Annotated in this window: 15 protein-coding genes; 5 read left to right on the forward strand and 10 right to left on the reverse strand. The window is 53.6% G+C overall.

Annotated features, from left to right (window positions below):
* Window positions 1-35 precede the first annotated feature (35 nt).
* Complete coding sequence (locus tag AC2FAK_RS00530) at window positions 36-860, reverse strand: AraC family transcriptional regulator (protein ID WP_013095315.1); 825 nt, start codon at window positions 858-860, stop codon at window positions 36-38.
* Between the two features lie 81 nt (window positions 861-941).
* Window positions 942-1,790, reverse strand: a complete 849-nt coding sequence (locus AC2FAK_RS00535) for an SDR family oxidoreductase (protein WP_095455138.1) — start codon at window positions 1,788-1,790, stop codon at window positions 942-944.
* 89 nt (window positions 1,791-1,879) lie between these two features.
* On the opposite strand from AC2FAK_RS00535, the gene AC2FAK_RS00540 reads away from it, so the two are divergent.
* Window positions 1,880-2,260 (forward strand): winged helix-turn-helix transcriptional regulator, encoded by a 381-nt coding sequence (locus AC2FAK_RS00540; RefSeq protein WP_095455137.1) that lies wholly within the window; start codon window positions 1,880-1,882, stop codon window positions 2,258-2,260.
* A gap of 311 nt (window positions 2,261-2,571) precedes the next feature.
* Here the strand turns inward: AC2FAK_RS00540 and AC2FAK_RS00545 are convergent, their stop codons facing one another.
* Window positions 2,572-4,515, reverse strand: a complete 1,944-nt coding sequence (locus AC2FAK_RS00545; protein WP_095455136.1) for a bifunctional 2',3'-cyclic-nucleotide 2'-phosphodiesterase/3'-nucleotidase — start codon at window positions 4,513-4,515, stop codon at window positions 2,572-2,574.
* Between the two features lie 190 nt (window positions 4,516-4,705).
* Between AC2FAK_RS00545 and cysQ the strand changes: the two genes are divergently transcribed.
* Window positions 4,706-5,446 (forward strand): 3'(2'),5'-bisphosphate nucleotidase CysQ, encoded by a 741-nt coding sequence (cysQ, locus tag AC2FAK_RS00550; RefSeq protein WP_013095322.1) that lies wholly within the window; start codon window positions 4,706-4,708, stop codon window positions 5,444-5,446.
* Here the strand turns inward: cysQ and AC2FAK_RS00555 are convergent.
* Window positions 5,440-5,997, reverse strand: a complete 558-nt coding sequence (locus AC2FAK_RS00555) for a YtfJ family protein (RefSeq protein WP_095455135.1) — start codon at window positions 5,995-5,997, stop codon at window positions 5,440-5,442. The two genes, cysQ and AC2FAK_RS00555, sit on opposite strands and share 7 nt — an antisense overlap.
* Before the next feature lie 324 nt (window positions 5,998-6,321).
* Between AC2FAK_RS00555 and AC2FAK_RS00560 the strand changes: the two genes are divergently transcribed.
* The gene (locus tag AC2FAK_RS00560; RefSeq protein ID WP_008501430.1) at window positions 6,322-6,528 is read left to right on the forward strand and encodes a DUF1107 domain-containing protein; all 207 of its coding nucleotides are present in this window, start codon (window positions 6,322-6,324) and stop codon (window positions 6,526-6,528) included.
* A gap of 71 nt (window positions 6,529-6,599) precedes the next feature.
* On the opposite strand, the gene paeA is transcribed toward AC2FAK_RS00560, so the two are convergent.
* Window positions 6,600-7,937 (reverse strand): polyamine export protein PaeA, encoded by a 1,338-nt coding sequence (gene paeA, locus AC2FAK_RS00565; RefSeq protein ID WP_013095324.1) that lies wholly within the window; start codon window positions 7,935-7,937, stop codon window positions 6,600-6,602.
* A 251-nt stretch (window positions 7,938-8,188) separates the two neighbouring features.
* On the opposite strand from paeA, the gene AC2FAK_RS00570 reads away from it, so the two are divergent.
* Both AC2FAK_RS00570 and AC2FAK_RS00575 read left to right on the forward strand, forming a co-directional pair.
* Window positions 8,189-9,331 (forward strand): HNH endonuclease signature motif containing protein, encoded by a 1,143-nt coding sequence (locus AC2FAK_RS00570; protein ID WP_058660610.1) that lies wholly within the window; start codon window positions 8,189-8,191, stop codon window positions 9,329-9,331.
* 16 nt (window positions 9,332-9,347) lie between these two features.
* Window positions 9,348-9,842 carry a YrhA family protein gene (locus AC2FAK_RS00575; protein WP_369700805.1) on the forward strand — a complete coding sequence of 165 codons (495 nt, stop codon included), beginning with the start codon at window positions 9,348-9,350 and terminating at the stop codon, window positions 9,840-9,842.
* Between the two features lie 92 nt (window positions 9,843-9,934).
* On the opposite strand, the gene AC2FAK_RS00580 is transcribed toward AC2FAK_RS00575, so the two are convergent.
* From AC2FAK_RS00580 to AC2FAK_RS00600, 5 genes are all read right to left on the reverse strand, one after another.
* Entirely contained in the window at window positions 9,935-11,482 is a 1,548-nt protein-coding gene (locus AC2FAK_RS00580) for an MFS transporter (protein WP_095455134.1), read from the reverse strand.
* Between the two features lie 82 nt (window positions 11,483-11,564).
* The gene (locus AC2FAK_RS00585) at window positions 11,565-12,584 is read right to left on the reverse strand and encodes a Gfo/Idh/MocA family protein (protein WP_038984256.1); all 1,020 of its coding nucleotides are present in this window, start codon (window positions 12,582-12,584) and stop codon (window positions 11,565-11,567) included.
* Window positions 12,585-12,596: 12 nt separating this feature from the next.
* Window positions 12,597-13,664 carry a Gfo/Idh/MocA family protein gene (locus AC2FAK_RS00590; protein WP_045902448.1) on the reverse strand — a complete coding sequence of 356 codons (1,068 nt, stop codon included), beginning with the start codon at window positions 13,662-13,664 and terminating at the stop codon, window positions 12,597-12,599.
* The gene (locus tag AC2FAK_RS00595; protein ID WP_038984258.1) at window positions 13,661-14,845 is read right to left on the reverse strand and encodes a Gfo/Idh/MocA family protein; all 1,185 of its coding nucleotides are present in this window, start codon (window positions 14,843-14,845) and stop codon (window positions 13,661-13,663) included. Before AC2FAK_RS00595 ends, AC2FAK_RS00590 begins: the two co-directional genes overlap by 4 nt.
* Window positions 14,846-14,861: 16 nt before the next feature.
* Window positions 14,862-16,013, reverse strand: a complete 1,152-nt coding sequence (locus AC2FAK_RS00600) for a Gfo/Idh/MocA family protein (RefSeq protein WP_095455133.1) — start codon at window positions 16,011-16,013, stop codon at window positions 14,862-14,864.
* Between the last annotated feature and the right edge of the window lie 23 nt (window positions 16,014-16,036).

Below are 16,036 nucleotides of genomic sequence, written 5' to 3' on the forward strand. Positions count from 1 at the left end.
GGGGGGATTGCGCGCGTATTGTATGAGATTGCGCATCAGCGCCCGATAACTTGTTTCTGGTAGCGGACGGGCGTAATCCCGTAGCGGCGGGTAAACGCGCGGGTTAAATGCGACTGGTCGGTCAGCCCGGTCGCGGCGGCCACTTCGGCGGCGGGCATACCGTGCGTAAGGAAGCCTTTGGCGCGCCACAGGCGAATAGCCATCAGCATCTGGTGCGGCGTGACGTGGAAATGGGCTTTAAACTGGCGCTGAAAATGGTAAGGGCTGAGAGAAACCACGTTGGCCAACTCGTCCAGCGTCACGGCGTGCATGTAGTTGTCGTGCAGATACTCGCGTACCCGTTCGAACCGGTGCGCGCCTTCCTTAATTATTGGGGCGTGATGGGCCAACGGCTGGAAGGTCTCAATCAGATCCAGCAGCAGTCCTTTTTGTGCAAGCGGGTCCTGGGTATGCCACAGGCCGTAGATCAGCTGGCCGATTTGCTGCGAACGCAGCGGGTCGTGGCGGGTCACGTCGCTGAACCACCAGTGGCGCAGACCAGTCACCTCTTCCAGTAAAGCGGGTTCGATGTAGACCATCCGGTAGCGCCAGCCGCCTTCGGTGGCTGATTCTCCGGTGTGGATCTCGTCCGGGTTCATGGTGACAACGGATTTTTCAGCGGCCAGGTGCTGGGTACCGCGATAGCGAAAGCGCTCGGCACCGGTTTCGATGGTGCCGATACCGAAGGCTTCATGCGTGTGAGGCTCAAAGGCGTAGTCAGCGATATGCGCGTGATAAAGTTCCAGACCCGGCAACTGCGCCAGATGGCGAAAGCGCGCGCTGTCTCTCTCATCGCTAAATTGTTCCGGTACGCCTTGCACGGTGAGCCTCCTCGTGGGTCATCGCTTCATTATCAGAGATGACCCGAGGGGATGCCACAAAAAATAACCAATCCGTAACAATTACAGGATGGCCTTGACGCTCTCCGCCAGAGAGGTCGTTGGTCGCCCAATCAGTTTGCTCAGCGTATGGCTATCGTCAAAGAGCCCGCCTTTAGATGCGCCCTCATCAGAGTCCGCCAGCATATCCGCCAGCCCGGCAGGCAGGCCGACACTCTTCAGCGCAGCGGCGAAATCCGCTTCGCTCATGTTTTGATAAACCACCGGTTTACCGCTCTGCTTGCTCAGTTCAGCCGCCAGTTCGCTCAGCGTCCACGCGCTGTCGCCTGCCAGTTCATAGACCTTGCCAGCGTGGCCCTCTTCCGAAACCACTTTTGCCGCCGCCGCCGCGTAATCCGCACGGGTGGCTGAGGCGATTTTGCCTTCACCTGCGGCACCGATAAACACGCCGTGTTCCAGCGCAGGCGGCGCGCTCGCCAGGTAGTTTTCGGTATACCAGCCGTTGCGCAGCAGGGCATAAGGAATGCCGGATGTTGCCAGCGCTTTTTCCGTAGCAACGTGCTCAACGTGCAGGCCCAGCGGTGAGTTATCCGCATGCAGCAGGCTGGTGTAGGCGATAAATGTCACGCCAGCTGCTTTGGCAGCGTTGATGACGTTCTGGTGCTGCGTGGCGCGCTGACCCACTTCGCTGGATGAGATCAGCAGAAGTTTCTTCACACCCTTCAGCGCCGTGGTCAACGCGGCCTGGTCGGTGTAATCGCCCTGACGAACTATAATACCCTGCTGGCTCAGGGCTTCCGCTTTCGCCGGGTTACGCACAATGGCGACAATCTGGTTTGCCGGGACGGTTTTTAACAGCTGTTCGATAACGAGGCGGCCAAGCTGGCCGGTAGCGCCGGTAATCGCGATCATGATCAATCTCCTTCGTGTTTGTCTGATGTTATGGCACACTAGCACCATAACTAACTTTTAGTAAGTACGTACAAAAAGGTAAGTATTAAATGACGATACCGACACTCAGCGAACAAATGCGCGATGGTAACCTCTTCGTGGAGCAGTGCCCGTCCAGAGAGGTGCTCAAACATGTCACCAGCCGCTGGGGGGTTCTGATCCTGGTGGCGCTACGTGAGGGAACGTACCGCTTCAGCGATCTGCGCCGTAAAATGGGCGGCGTGAGCGAGAAGATGCTGGCCCAGTCGCTGCAGGCACTGGAGCATGACGGTTTTGTCGATCGCGTTTCGTATCCTGTTGTACCGCCGCACGTTGAGTATAGCCTGACGCCGCTTGGCGTAGAGGTGAGCGAGAAAGTGGCCGCGCTGGCGGACTGGATAGAGGTGAATACGCCAAAAGTAATGGCGAACCGGGATGAGCGGGCAGCGTAAAACCCGGGAATGTGCGGTCTGATGCCCTCAATCTAACCCTCTCCTACAGGGCTGAGGAATCCCCACTAATTTTTTATTAGTGGTTTCAGAGGATTAGAATGAATATTTTGCGAGCAGTTAGATTCACTCAGCTCGTAGACAGACAGAAAACGCTCATAAATGTGCATCTTCTGTCGAGTTATCGGTTGTTTTTAGCTCCATTTTTGAACAATAAACAACCATTTATCCATATCTAATTTTCTGGGGATTCCTCAGCCTACAGGGAGAGGGAATAAACACTAAAAACGGCAACGTGCGTTGCCGTTTTGCTTTTACTTACTTAAATCCACCTGATAAATGGCGAACCCGATATCATCCGTCGCAACCTTCTTCATCGGATACTGCGCCTTCTCCTTAATAAACGCCGCAGCCTTATCCGACGGAGATGTTTCAATGCGAATATCCAGTGGGGTATCGCTGTGGATCGGGGCCAGACGCCAGTTGTTATCGACCGCCGGATGAATCTCTCCCGCCTTTTTCGACTCAGCGCTGATCCAGGCGGCCAGCACCGAGCGGTTCTCATCCGGGGATGCAAAGGCAATGTGGCTATCGCCGGTGCCGGCAAATTTGCTGCCATACGCGCGATAGTTATTGGTCACCACCAGGAAGGTGGCCGCCGGATCGACAGGCTTGCCCTTGAAGGTCAGGTTTTTGATGCGCTCTGCCTGCGGGTTAATCGCCTGGCACTCACCGTCATATTTCGCGGGCTGGGTGACATCAATCTGATAATCCACCCCGTCGATAACGTCGAAGTTATAGGTGCGGAACCCGTCCCAGTTAATCAGCGACTGCGGCTTGCTGCTCTTCGGATCGATCTGGTTAAACTGCCCGGCGGAGCATTCCAGCCACTCTTTCACCTCTTTACCCGTTGCTTTAACCACGACCAGCGTGTTCGGGTAGAGATAGAGATCAGCGGCGTTACGGAACGTCAGCTGGCCTTTTTCCACTTCAACATAGCTGGCCGGGTCATTTTTACGTCCGCCCACTTTGAACGGTGCGGCGGCGGAAAGCACCGGCAGGTTGGCTAAGTCCGGATCGCCCTGAACAAAATGTTCGGCATAGGCTTTCTGCGCCATGTTGACCACCTGAACGGTTGGGTCATCCTGTATCAGCGCCAGATAGCTGTACATGTTGTCGGCGGATTTGCCGATCGGCTTGCTAACGAATTCGCGGGTGGCGACGTGGTCATGCTTGAGCACGTCGACGAGTTTTTGGTCTTCAGACGCCAGTGATTTTTTGGCGGCAGCATCGTAGATGGGGCGCGCTTCGGCTTTGGATCCGGTCACCTTCCAGCTGCCGCTGTCGTTACTGAGTACCAGATCCACCACGCCAAGATGATCGCCCCACATGCCGGGCATTACCGCCGGCACGCCGTTGAGCGTTCCCTTGTCGATGTCTGCCCCTTTGATGCTGGCAAAATCCTTACCCGGGAAGACCGCATGAGCGTGGCCGAAGAGGATCGCGTCCACGCCCGGCACTTCGCTCAGGTAGTAAACCGAGTTTTCCGCCATCACCTGATACGGATCGGCCGAGAGGCCCGAGTGGGCGACAACGACCACAACATCCGCCCCTTTTTCACGCATCTCCGGTACGTATTTACGCGCCGTTTCGGTGATGTCGTTAACGGTAACTTTGCCGGTGAGATTGGCTTTATCCCAGGTCATGATCTGGGGCGGTACAAAGCCGATGTAGCCAATTTTCAGCGTCTGCTTTTGACCGTCCTGATCAACAACCTCGGTCTCTTTAATCAGATAAGGGGTGAAAAGCGGCTTTTTGGTCTTAACGTCGATGATGTTGGCGTTAACGTACGGGAATTTTGCGCCTGCCAGCGCATCGTGCAGGTATTTAAGACCATAGTTGAATTCGTGGTTCCCGAGGTTGCCGACGGTATAATCCAGGGTGTTCATCGCTTTATACACCGGGTGGATCTCGCCTTTTTTCAGCCCCTTTGCCGCCATGTAGTCACCCAGCGGACTCCCCTGAATCAAATCACCGTTGTCGACCAGCACGCTATTTTTCACTTCATTGCGGGCGGCATTGATCAAACTTGCCGTGCGTACCAGTCCGAATTTTTCCGTAGGGGTATCTTTGTAGTAATCGAAGTCCATCATATTGCTGTGCAGGTCGGTGGTTTCCAGAATACGGAAATCGACCGTCGTCGCCTGTACGCTCGCTGCAATCAGCGTCGCCAGGAGCGTTGCGCTAAACTTAATCATCAGAGGAGTCCTTTTTTCGATCCAGGCCACAAAAGAATATGTATCTATCGTTTGTTGCTTACAGAAGTGTGAATCCTGCCAGAAAAAAGGACGATGAAACCGGAATTGCTTCACAGATAGCGGAATTGTTCACATTACGATATAAATAAAACAACGAGTTATGCCCACTGCGTTAACGAAGAGGTGGAGAATGTTAGATAAAATTTGTCAGCTCGCACGGGATGCGGGCGATGCCATCATGCAGGTGTATGACGGCGCACAACCGATGAACGTTGTCAGCAAGGCGGATGATTCCCCGGTCACGGCGGCGGATATCGCGGCGCATGGCGTGATCATGAAAGGGCTACAGGCACTCACGCCAGAGATCCCCGTGCTTTCCGAAGAAGCGCCGCAGAGCTGGGATGAGCGTCAGCACTGGCAGCGTTACTGGCTGGTCGATCCTCTTGACGGCACCAAAGAGTTTATCAAGCGTAACGGTGAATTCACCGTGAATATCGCCCTGATCGACAAGGGCAAGGCGGTGCTTGGGGTGGTCTACGCGCCGGTGATGAAAGTGATGTACAGCGCCGCAGAAGGCAAGGCCTGGAAGGAAGAGTGTGGTGTCCGCAAGCCGATCCAAGTGCGCGATGCACGCCCTCCGCTGGTGGTCATCAGCCGCTCGCACAGCGACAGCGAGTTGGAAGAGTACCTGCAACAGTTGGGTGAACATCAGACGACCTCGATTGGCTCCTCGCTGAAATTCTGTCTGGTGGCGGAGGGGCAGGCGCAGCTCTATCCCCGTTTCGGGCCGACGAACATCTGGGACACGGCAGCCGGCCACGCGGTAGCCGCAGCCGCGGGTGCGCATGTTCATGACTGGCAGGGCAAGCCGCTGGACTACACCCCGCGCGAATCATTCCTCAATCCAGGCTTCCGGGTCTCTCTTTACTGAGCCAGCAGCTTGTGCAGCAGATCAACCACCTGCTGCACCTCTTCCTGGGCTAACGCCCCGTCTTTTACCCACTGCACCTGGCCGTTTTTATCCAGCACGATAATCGCGGAACTCTCTTCCTCAAGCTGCCAGGCTTTGCGCGTCACGCCGTTGCTGTCGACAATAAACTGCGACCACGGGTAGAGCTTTTTGTTGCTCTCAAGGCTTGAGCGCACAAACATCCCGGAGCCAGGGATGGCATCGTCGGTGTTCACAATGGTGGTGGTCTGATAGCGGTCATGCGGGAATTTTGCGGCCTTGATCGCTTCCACCAGGTTTGCGTTTTTCTCTTTTGCTGATGTACGACCGGCAATATGTTGTACAACTCTCACTTTGCCCGCGAGCTGCGCGCTATTCCACGGTTTGTAGCTAAACTTATCATTGTCGAGAATCAATTCTCCCCGGTCAGCAATGCCGACTGGCGGTACGCGTTGTCCTTTTTCAATGTTGTGGGCACTCGCCCACAGGGGCAGGAGCAGGCATGCGGCTGCAAGAATGTTACGTAGGGTCATGGTGTTTCCTTATTGTATGCAGGTGATCCGACCACTTGGTCTTACGCTTTTAATCATAAGTGCGATCAATGGGCTTTTCCCGCAATCCCGATGCCAGTTTGCGGGCGAACGCACATATCCATAAAAAAACGACGACTTATACTGCCTGTAGTCACAGTTTGAAAAGATTATTCTGAATAATTGTAATCAAACGGTAAATAAACTTATGCACACTGGGTAACTACGTAGTTCTGGTCTATAGTCATTGGGCAACAAAATTTGCGCTCAGAACAGTCGGGCCGATTGTGGCGCCGCAAGAGCGTATGATTCGCAGGAGATACAAGAATGAAAATTTTCCAACGCTACAACCCGCTTCAGGTGGCGAAGTACGTGAAGATCCTGTTCCGTGGACGGTTGTATATCAAGGATGTTGGCGCTTTTGAGTTTGATAAGGGCAAGATCCTTGTCCCAAAAGTGAAGGACAAACAGCACTTGTCTGTGATGTCCGAAGTCAACCGTCAGGTTATGCGTCTGCAAACTGAGATGGCTTAACCAACGTGCTATGCAGTAGTTAAAAAAACGGCTCCCGATGGGAGCCGTTGATGTTTGTGGGGGCAGGAACCTTACGCCGACACCTTCTCTTCCGCATCCGGCAGCTTCGGCACCAGCACGGTCGGTTTGTTATCGATACGCGTCACCAGCAGCTGGTCGATGCGGTAGTTATCAATATCCACCACTTCAAACTTGTAGCCGGAGAACTTCACCGAGTCGGTGCGCTTCGGGATTTTACGCAGCATAAACATCATAAAGCCGCCGATGGTCTCGTAGTTGCCTGACTGCGGGAACTCGTCGATATCCAGCACGCGCATCACGTCGTCGATTGGCGTTGCGCCGTCAATCAGCCATGAGTTCTCATCACGCGCCACAATCTGCTCTTCCAGACCCTGGCCGACCAGGTCACCCATCAGCGTGGTCATGACGTCGTTGAGGGTAATGATACCCACCACCAGCGCGTATTCGTTCATGATTACGGCGAAGTCTTCACCGGCGGTTTTGAAACTTTCCAGCGCTTCAGAGAGCGTCAACGTGTCCGGTACAATCAGGGTATTGCGGATCTGCACGCCGCTGTTAAGCGCCAGGCTTTGGTTCGCCAGCACGCGGTTCAGCAGATCTTTGGAATCCACATAGCCGATGATGTGGTCGATATCTTCATTACAGACCAGGAATTTAGAGTGCGGGTGCTCCGCGACTTTATTCTTCAGGCTCTGCTCGTCTTCATGCAGATCGAACCAAATCACGCTTTCACGGCCCGTCATGGAAGAGGGCACGGTACGGGATTCCAGCTCGAACACATTTTCGATCAGCTCATGCTCTTGCTTACGCAGCACCCCGGCCAGCGCACCGGCTTCTACCACGGCATAGATGTCGTCGGAGGTGATGTCATCTTTACGCACCATCGGCAGTTTAAAGATGCGGAAGATGACGTTCGCCAGGCCGTTGAAGAACCACACCAGCGGACGGAACACGAACAGGCAGAAGCGCATCGGGTTGATGATACGCAAAGCCACAGCTTCTGGCGCAATCATACCGATGCGTTTCGGGGTCAGGTCAGCGAACAGGATGAACATCCCGGTGACCAGCGAGAAGGAGAGAATAAAGCTCATCTGCTCGGCAAGTTCGGCGGACATGTACTGCACGAACAGGCTGTAAAAGGCCGGAGAAAACGCTGCATCCCCCACGATACCGCCGAGAATAGCGACCGCGTTCAGGCCAATTTGTACCACGGTGAAGAACGTTCCAGGATTTTCCTGCATCTTCAGGATACGGGAAGCATTGATGTTGCCTTCGTCGGCAAGCAGCTTAAGTTTGATTTTACGGGACGCGGCCAGCGAGATCTCGGATATCGAGAAAAATGCGCTGACGGCTATCAGACAAAGTATTACTAAAATACTGTTTAACATAGTTTATCCGGCTTCTCGCCAGATCCTCGGAAGGGAAGTTGATACCATTTGTGTGGAAACACATTGAATGTCAGCTCGTAGCGTTGAGCTGATTATTTCAGCGGGTAGTATAGCGTAAAGAGATGTAAACCTGCCAGAGGTCACATTTTTGTGTACTAATGGGAAATCCGCGGGGAGCAGGTCACAACAATCGTTTGTTTTCAATATGTTGTGGTTATAAAATGTGCAGATCGTTACCAAAAGGAGTTGGTATGAGTTTTAGCTTACCGGGATTTAACTTGTTTTACCTGTCCAGGGATAACCTTGAACCAGAGAAGTATGAGTTGATTACTCGCCCTTCTGTCACGTGGGATTACATCAGACAGGAGTATGAATTCGATGACAGGTATCGTGATCATTTTCATGTCGAAGGGCTCAGGCCACGACCAACCTGTTCGCGTAGCTACGCTTATCAGAACAATCATTCAAATGGATTCAACACAGAAAGGCGGCTGAGATACCTTGTCTTCAGAGGTGAAGTTGTGACGTTAAACCGTTACGGTTCCCCTGGAGAACTTTTCTATATTGATGAAGAAGGCCAGCTTATCTGCAGGAATTACCATGTGTTTGAAATGAACGGGGCTGAACGGATCCTGAGAGAATACAGGAATTCTGTCGGATGCAGGTACTACCGTTCAGGAAAGCCCCGCCCAACTTCGTTTGCTTTATCTTTCTCAGGCGGAATATCAGCACCCGCTTCTGAGCCGACATACCAGACAATTAACAGCAAGGCTGCAGGACGTCTACTGGCGGCTGGCGGTGTTTACAATGGTAACGTTGAGGGATTCAGGAAAACAGCTGAGCAGTTAGGTGGAGATGCTGTTAAGGGGTATGATCAGGTTCTGAATGAACAAACGGCGGGTACTGCTATTGCGGCGGCTTCAATTCTGTTAGCGAAACGACCTAATAGCGAGTCTTTTGGAGAAGTGTATAACTACTTAGGTAAAGTAAGAGGAGAGACAAAACTATTAAACAATATAGAAGTGAAAGAAATAAATTATATAAAACGTGATCCTTCTGAAACTATGTTACTGAGGAAAGAATTTAATAACACAGTGAGGAAGAAATTTCTTAATCAATTATCCAGTTCTTCAGATGCAGCTAACGTCTTCGAACCTTCAGATTTGTTCAAAATGAGTAAGGGTACAGTACCAGATGGCTGGGAAGTTCATCATAAACTACCATTGGATGATGGTGGCACAAATGCCTTTGATAACTTATCATTGATTGAAAAAGAACCGTTTCATAAGGTGTTAACAAATATGCAGAGAACATCGACAAGAGGTATGCTACCGGGAGAGAGCAAAGTAACTCCATGGGTTATGCCTACTGGTTCGATTTATCCGCTTAAATAATTTGATGGGTATGAAAATGAAATCAAATGTAACAGATCTACTAATAGAATTAAGAAAGATGATGACCGATTTAGAATACCCAGTACAGCAACCTATTAACACATCATTTCTTGATAGTCTAACAAAAGGACATAGAAATACTGCATCACCAATACTGGATCAAATTGGAAATGAAACGTGTCTTCTTTTAGCTAATCAACCTGATTATACTACATTCATCAAAACAATGGATGGATTTGAGTATAATGGGCTGACAATGTTTAGTTTATCAATTCCAGAACCAATAGTTAAAAATTTGTTCATTATGAATGAGTTTTATCGTAATAATGATTATTTAGATCCCGAATTACAAGAACGATTGGTTATTGGGGAGGATGGAATGTCATTGTTTACTTATGATACAAAAATGAATTTATTTGAAATTCGTGACAATGCCTCTACAGAGTCGATATATGGTTCCTTTGATAATTTCAATGACTTTTTAAGTGAAATAGTTGACTCTGTAAAATAAAAATTATTTCAGTGAATCTAAATCCACTTATAGGTCTAACATTACAGCTAGTAAGAGGCCGGGCAGGCGGGGAACCGGCCCGGCGAGACGCGCTATTTTGCGGCCGATAACCCGACGTTGTTCACTGCACGACGGGCAGCATCACCTCCCCATACCTGATGGTACTCATAGCCTGTGAGCTGTTTTATCACCACACGGGTATTGGCATCGCAGTCGCGGTAATCACCGCCCAGCTTACGGCGGGCAATCTCCTTGAGAAGCAGTTTATGCGTCTCGCGGGTGAGCTTGAATTTATAGGTAGTGAAGAAGCTCACCGCCAGCAGGGCTGCCGTCGCGAAGATCATCAGGCCTATAATCGCCCCCAGCGCGCTTTCAGGCTGTGCGCCGCCGCCCTTCACAAAGCCGGACTCCTGCAGGACCAGGCCAATAATCATGATAGCGATCGCCACGGTACTTTTGCGGGTCAGGACCATTACCCCGGCAAAAATCCCTTCGCGGCGCTGCTGCGTCACCATCTCGTCAATATCAGGAATGAAGCTGTAGATATTCCACGGTATGTAATAGAGGCCCGCGCGGGTGGCGCCCAGCAGGATAAAGACCGCCGTGAACAGCAGCGTGGGCACCTGGGTTTTGGTCAGGTAGACCGTAAACAGGAACACCAGCACGAAGAAGATCCCGCCGTAAGAGAGGCGCAAGGCGGCAGAAGGGGAGACATTCAGCCGATTCAGCAACAGCATAAATCCATATGTGCCAGGTACCGAGGCGAAAGCCGCAATGCTCAGCCAGCCGGAGACGGCTGCCGCGTCCTGGCTCAGACAATACACGACATAATAGGTAAAGACCGAACCGAATACGTCCATCGCCGTAAACGAAAAGATATAAATAATGATGTGCAGGCGGAACGCGCGAATACGGAAAGAGGAAAAGAGATCCAGCACCAGATATTTCAGGTGATTAATTAATCCGCTGCTGCGCTGTTTATCCACTTTAAACGTGGATGGCTGTTGCACATCTTTCGCTTCCCAGGTGGTATACCAGGTAATAAATACCGCAATACAGAATACGCAGGAGAATATCAGCCCGGTAAGAGTATAGGTAAACGGATTATCTTTCCCCGTGAACTGCATAATGACGCCGGGAACGGAAACCGCAAGAAAGCCGCCGAGCTGAGAGCAGATCATACGCACGCCGGAGAGACGGCTACGCTCTTCATACCGGTTAGTCATCTCAGCGGCCAGGGTTTCCCAGGGCACCAGCACCATCGCCGACAATAGCTCAATAGAGAGGTAAGTGCCCAGGTAATACCAGTAACCCATGTCCGTAAGCCACAGCAGGGCATACAGAAACATTAAGGGCGAACTGAGTAATAAAAAGAAGCGGCGACGGCCAAATTTACGCCCGAGCCAGGTATCACCGAAATTATCCGTGATATAACCCATAATCGGGCTTAATAACGCATCAATGACGCGAGCAATAGCAAATATCGAACCCGCTTCGACGACAGAGAGCCCGCAATAGGTGGTGTAAAAAAATAAAAGCCAGGTGCCGATAATGGCGAAAGCGCCTCCGCCAAACAGATCGGTTATACCGTAGCCGAGCGCCACGCCATAACCCACTCTACGTTCAGTTGGTTTGACCATAATAATATCCAGTGTAGGGTAATGATTAACCCGATCTGTCGGGTCGTTTTTTATTTACTGCTGGAATACAAATTACGTTCTATTAATTGATTTCTATCCATTGCCTTAATTGAGATGAACGATAAATAGCCTCCACAAGGGTGAGTGATTTCCCGGCTTCACGGATATCGGTGTAATCCGTGTAACCGGGGTGAGTGATAGCCTGATAAAAACGGCGGATCGCCTGCTGGTGGCCCAGCCCCCAGTAGCTTTTGACCGAACCGTCCGGGGAGTCGTCGCAGGTGAGCCTGACGCGCTCGCCCGGCGTCACGCGCCAGAGCGTGTTGTTGTTCAGCAGCAGCGAGCCCTGCTCGCAGTGGATCTCCATCAGAAGCGGGGAATCGGTGGTATTGCAGTTGCTGGCGTAAAACAGGCCGCGCGCGCCGTTAGCAAAGTGCAGCGTGGCCATCGCGCTGTCTTCGCCTTCCGTCACGTCCGCCAGCTCACCGCTATCCACCACACCTTTCACACGCGTCACGCCGCCGGCGAACCACTGCATCAGGTCGAGGGTATGAATGGCCTGGTTGATCAGCAGGCTGCCTCCTTCCGTAGCCAGTCGCCCACGCCACGGACTTTGGGTGTAGTACGCGCCCGAGCGTGACCACGTCAGCACCGCTTTGATGCTGAGCATTTTCCCCAGCTCGCCTTCGTCCAGCGCCTGGCGAATGCGCAGGCTGGTGGGGTTGAGCCGGTTCTGATAACACACGCCGAGCAGACCCGTAGCCTGGTCAGCGGCGCGGGTGATATCCACCAGTTCGCTGCTGTTCATGCCCACCGGTTTTTCGCAGAAAACATGCTTTCCGGCGGCGAGGGCCGCCAGAATCATGCTTTTATGCTCAAAGTGCGGCGTGCAGATATGGATCACATCGATGGCATCATCCAGCAGCATCTCCCGGTAATCCTGATAGAAGCGGCACTGATAGCCCAATGCCAGCTTCAGCCCTTTGACGCTGTCGATATCTGCCAGCGCGCGCAGCGCAACGTTGGGGAGCTGGCGCAGCGCATTCACGTGGCAACCGTGAATCGCTCCGGCGCCGATCACCGCCGTGTTCAGGAGCTTCATTGTCGCCTCCCGTTATGCTGTTGCGTTGGCCAGCATCTGTGCCTTCACGCAGAGCTCCGCCGCCTTAAAGGCGTGAGCCTGGGTCATGGCATGTTCAGTACGATGCAAACAGTCGAGGATCAGTTCGCCAAAGAACGGGAATCCGACCTGGCCGGCGACCGGATAACGGAACTCCCCCTCGTTATTGACGAGATACACTACGTCCTGTTCACCACGGGTGAGATCGACATATTTGCGGATCTCGATATAGCCTTCGGTGCCCAGCAGCGTCAGGCGGCCATCGCCCCAGGTCGAGAGCCCGTCAGGGGTAAACCAGTCGCAGCGGAAATAGCCGCTGGCGCCGTTTTCCCCTTTCAGCATGGCATCGCCAAAATCTTCGAAGGCGGGGTACTGGGGGTGTTTAACGTTCCGTACCTGGCTTGCCACCACGATGGCGTCACTGTTGCCGGTATAAAACAGGAACTGCTCAATCTGATGGCTGCCGATATCGCATAGAATGCCGCCGAAATAGCGCCGATCGTAGAACCAGTCCGGGCGGCCGGTCCCTTCCCGGTGCGGGCCCGTCCCCAGCGTTTGTACGACGCGGCCAATGGCCCCTTGCTGCACCAGCTGTCCGGCAAAGACCGCGCTCTCAACATGCAGGCGTTCGCTGTAATACACTGCGTATTTCCGGCCCGTTTTTTCCACCATGGCTTTGGCATCCGCCAGTTGTTCAAGGGTGGTAAGGGGGGCTTTATCGGTGAAGTAATCTTTGCCTGCGGCCATCGCTTTTAGCCCCAGCGCGCAGCGCTCGGCGGGAATGGCGGCGCCAGCTACCAGACGCACCTCATCGTCGGCGAGTATGACATCCAGGGAGTCTGCAACCCTGGCCTGCGGATACTGCTGAATGAATTTGTCCACTTTTGCCGGATCGGGGTCGTAGACCCATTTCAGCGTGGCGCCCGCTTCAATCAGGCCGTTACTCATGCCGTAGATATGGCCGTGGTCGAGCGCGGCAGCGGCAAAGACAAACTCTCCTTCCCTGACAACGGGCTGAGGTTTACCCACTGGCGCGTAGTTCATGCCGTCATTTTTGTTCATGATGTCACTCCTTCATCCAGATCTTTGCCCAGGGGAATCGCACCGACTTCGCTGAAGTTGGCGACGCTTGCGGATTTTTCATAAAAACGGGGGGCGAGGGCGTTGGTCCCGCCGGTACGGTAAAACGGATCGTCGCGTTGAATCGGCAGCGAAACCACGCAGCGGGTGATGGCGGATTTATAAATCGCGGTTATCAGCTCCAGCGAGCGTTTGCCCTGCAGGCCATCCACTAACGGCGCCGTGCCGTGCTCGATGGCATACAGCAGGTCATTAATCTGCCCGGTGTGCAGCGTCCATTCGAGCTTCGGCGTCTCGTGAAAAACGGCGTTAAGCTGCGCTTCCCGTTGCCGGTCCCGATCCTCCTGGGGGAAGCCGTTATCAGCGCTGACGCTGGCAAAGGCCTGCCACGGTGCGGAGATGCGCGCCTTTTCACCCTGGATAATGATTTTCTGATCTTCGCCATGGTGCACGACCGAGGCGGTTAGCTGAGTGAGTGCGCCGCTGGGGTATTTAAATATTGCCGCGCTGAGATCTTCGACTTCAGCGTTGTCGTGCGCCACGTTGGTCATCATAGCCACCACTTCAGACGGGAAGCCCTGCATCCACTGAATGGCGTCGATGTGGTGAACAGCGTGGTTAAGGGTGCAGCCGCCGCCCTCTTTTTCCCAGGTGCCGCGCCACCACAGGTCGTAGTAGCAGTGTCCGCGCCACCAGAACGAGTCCACCTGGGCATGGCACACCTTGCCAGCAAGGCCCGAATCCAGCGCCGCTTTTAAACGCCAGAAGGCATCGGTAAAGCGGTTTTGAGCGATGATGGCGAGCAATTTACCGCTGGCCTGTTGCGCGGCGATCATGGCGTCGCACTCCTCCAGCGAGGCGGCCATCGGTTTTTCGCACAGCACATGGCAACCCGCATTGAGGGCATTAATGCTTATCTCTGCATGAACGTAGGGCGGCGTGCAGACGTCGACGATATCGATATCTGGCTCTGACGCCAGCATCTGCTCGTGGCTTTCATACACGCGTGCGTCCGTCAGGTTGTAGCGTGCTTTTTTCTCGTGGGCTTTTTCCGGGTAGATATCGACCAGCGCGACGATCCGGCAGCGTTGGCCAAACTGCAAATAACCCTGAATATGGTTATGCGAGATATTTCCTGTTCCCACGATAGCGACATTTAACATCGTTTCTTCTCCTGAGTTACCAGGTGCCGGAGGCATCCAGCGTGACGCTGGCGGTCTCTTTAGCCACTGAGGTGCTGATACGCTGTTGAAGCAAGCGCAGATACTGTTTCTCATTGAGCGGGAGGTCGACCCAGTCGTCGGTCCAGGTGGAGAGGTGCATGGCGTTGGAGAGCGTTAACCCGTGGATCCCTTCCAGCCCCGGGGCAATGAGCGGCTCGCCGCGCAGGATGGCGCCGCAGAAATTGGCGGTAATGACGTGGTGTTCGCTGCATTCCGGGCCGACGGGAAGCGTGACCTCCCAGCATTCCGGTTCACCAAAGCCGTTTTGCCAGCGGGCGTTGAAGGCGGTTTCAGATTCCCGCAGCCGCCAGTAGCGCAGTTTCCCTTCTTCGACGACCACCTTGCCGCGATCGCCGACGATCTCCAGCCGGTTGGTCCCCGGCGTTTCAGCCACGGTCGTGATAAATACGCCCGTCGCACCGTTGGTGTACTCGGCGTAGGCGGTGACCTCATCTTCCACTTCAATGTCGCGATGCTTACCAAACTGGCAAAACGCGCGCAGACGGATCGGCATACCAACCAGCCACTGCCAGAGATCGAGCTGATGCGGGTCCTGATTGAGCAGTACGCCGCCGCCTTCTCCTTTCCAGGTGGCGCGCCAGCCGCCGGAGTTGTAGTAGCTCTGCGAGCGATACCAGTTGGTAATGATCCAGTTGGAGCGGCGGATCTCACCCAGCTCACCGCTGTCGATCAGATCTTTCACCTTCTGGTAGAGCGGATTCGGGCGCTGGTTGTACATGATGCCGAACACCACATCGCAGGTCCGGGCACAGGCGTTCATCTCCTGCACCTGCGCCGTATACACGCCAGCCGGTTTTTCGCAGAGCGTGTGGATGCCGTGGCGCATTGCCAGCATCGACAAACGCGGATGCTCATAGTGCGGCGTTGCGACAATCACCGCGTCGATAAGCCCGCTCTGAAGCATCTCCTGCGCATCGCTGAAAAGGGGGAGGGAGCCGACCAGCTGGCGAATGGCCGGATGCTTTTCCGGTGCATTATCACAAACCGCCGCCAGGCATGCGTCACTGACCGTACCCGCCAGTAAATAACGCGCGTGGACCGTACCGATATTACCTATTCCGATAATGCCAAAACGTACCTTCTCCATGTCACACCTTAATTTCAGTTGAA

It is taken from the genome of Enterobacter cloacae complex sp. 394F7 (assembly GCF_057320385.1).